The organism is Streptomyces sp. NPDC059456, from assembly GCF_042750055.1.
Taxonomy (GTDB): domain Bacteria; phylum Actinomycetota; class Actinomycetes; order Streptomycetales; family Streptomycetaceae; genus Streptomyces.
This window is the reverse complement of record NZ_JBHYVA010000655.1, coordinates 2,810-4,789: the sequence shown is the minus strand read 5'-3', so window position 1 is coordinate 4,789 and position 1,980 is coordinate 2,810. Positions and strand designations below refer to the sequence as shown.

2 protein-coding genes are annotated in these 1,980 nt (G+C 72.0%); one reads left to right on the top strand and one right to left on the bottom strand.

Going from position 1 to position 1,980, the window contains the following annotated elements:
- Positions 1-63 precede the first annotated feature (63 nt).
- Entirely contained in the window at positions 64-708 is a 645-nt protein-coding gene (locus ACFXA3_RS35670) for a hypothetical protein (protein WP_385194074.1), read from the bottom strand.
- Positions 709-968: 260 nt separating this feature from the next.
- On the opposite strand from ACFXA3_RS35670, the gene ACFXA3_RS35665 reads away from it, so the two are divergent.
- On the top strand, positions 969-1,832 hold the full coding sequence (locus tag ACFXA3_RS35665) for a bifunctional methylenetetrahydrofolate dehydrogenase/methenyltetrahydrofolate cyclohydrolase (RefSeq protein WP_054222818.1): 864 nt from the start codon (positions 969-971) through the stop codon (positions 1,830-1,832).
- Positions 1,833-1,980: the final 148 nt, after the last annotated feature.

The following is a 1,980-nucleotide window of genomic DNA, read 5'->3' as shown; positions in this document are numbered from 1 at the left end:
GGGCCGCCCTCCGCAGCACGTGCGGGTGGCGGCCTTCGCCGTGGTGCCGGAACCCCGCGGGGATCAGTAGCGCGGGCGGTTGAACCAGGCCACCGAGTCCTTGTTGACCGCGGCGATCAGGATGACCACGCCGATCGCGAGGCCGATGATGCCGCCCAGCACGCCGGCCGGCGTGCCGCCGTTGCTGCCGCTCATGTTCGTGAAGTTCGCGAGGCTGCTGAGCAGGAAGAGCACGGAGTAGACGATCGTCGTGATCCGCGTGGCGTTGCCGCCCTTGGCGAACTTCACGCCGAGGACGATCGCCCACACGGCGAACCCGATGGCGATCAGCGCGATGACGGCGATCAGGCCGGCCGCCATCTGGCCCGAGGAACTGCTGCCGAGGCCGCCGGCCGAGTCGGCGCTGGACAGGAAGGCGGCGCCCAGCAGGGCGAACGCTCCGACGATCAGCTGCAGGCCCGCGATGATGAAGAGCAGGACGCGGGCGGTCTTCAGCACGCCCGGCATCTGCATGGGCATGCCCGGGTAGCCGCCGGGGCCGGCCGGGTAACCCTGGTTCGGGTAGCCCATCGGGGGCTGCTGCGGGTAGGCGTAGCCGCCCTGCGGCGGGACGCCCTGCGGGGCCTGCTGCGGGTAGCCGTAGCCGGGCTGGCCCTGCGGGGCCGGCGGCTGCTGCCCGTACGGGTTGTTCGGGTCGCCGAAGCTCATCTTGGGGTGTTCCTCCGTGGAAGTGCGGGGACGCACGGCACGCACGGAGGAAACACTGCGATGTTGCGGTCCGCCCCCCGGCACTGCCCGCGGCACTCTTTTCCGTCATCGTGGTCCGATCGGACCGGAGTTGTCCAGCGACCGTGCGACGGGCCCGTCACTTGTTGTGCAAGTGCAATGAATGGTTCAAGCCTGTGACAGAAGCGCGGACGGGGCCCCACGACTGGAACCGGGGGCACCCCATCCGGGAGGATGGGGGCATGACCGCCCAGATTCTCGATGGCAAGGCCACCGCCGCCGCGATCAAGTCCGAACTGACCGCCCGCGTGGCGGCGCTCAAGGCCCGGGGCATCACCCCCGGCCTCGGCACCCTGCTGGTCGGCGACGACCCGGGCAGCCGCTGGTACGTCAACGGCAAGCACAAGGACTGCGCCGAGGTCGGCATCGCGTCCATCCAGCGCGAACTGCCCGCGACGGCCTCCCAGGAGGACATCGAGGCGGTCGTACGGGAACTCAACGCGAACCCGGAGTGCACCGGCTACATCGTCCAACTCCCGCTCCCCAAGGGCATCGACACCAACCGGGTGCTGGAGCTGATGGACCCGGCGAAGGACGCCGACGGCCTGCACCCGATGTCGCTGGGCCGGCTGGTGCTGAACGAGCCGGGGCCGCTGCCCTGCACCCCGTACGGGATCGTCCAGCTGCTGCGCCACCACGACATCGAGATCAACGGCGCGCACGTGGTGCTCCTCGGCCGCGGCATCACCGTCGGGCGCTCCATGGGCCTGCTGCTGACCCGCAAGTCGGAGAACGCCACCGTGACCCTGTGCCACACCGGCACCCGCGACCTGGCCGCCCAGCTGCGCCAGGCGGACATCATCGTCGCGGCCGCGGGCGTCCCGCACCTGGTCAAGCCGGAGGACGTGAAGCCCGGTGCGGCCGTCCTGGACGTGGGCGTCAGCCGCGACGAGAACGGCAAGATCGTCGGCGACGTGCACCCGGGTGTCGCCGAGGTGGCCGGCTGGATCTCCCCGAACCCGGGCGGGGTCGGCCCGATGACGCGGGCGCAGCTGCTCGTGAACGTCGTCGAGGCGGCGGAACGGACGTCGACCAGTGCGGGCTGAGCACGAAGCGGAGGCCGGGACCGGCGCGGAGGCCGGCCCCGGCGCCGGCTCTGACGCCGCTGCCGGTTGCGGCCCCGGCACCGAAGGCGCGGCGGCCCGGACCCGGGCTGGTGGTGCGCCGGCCGGGGGGACCACGGCTGGCGGGACC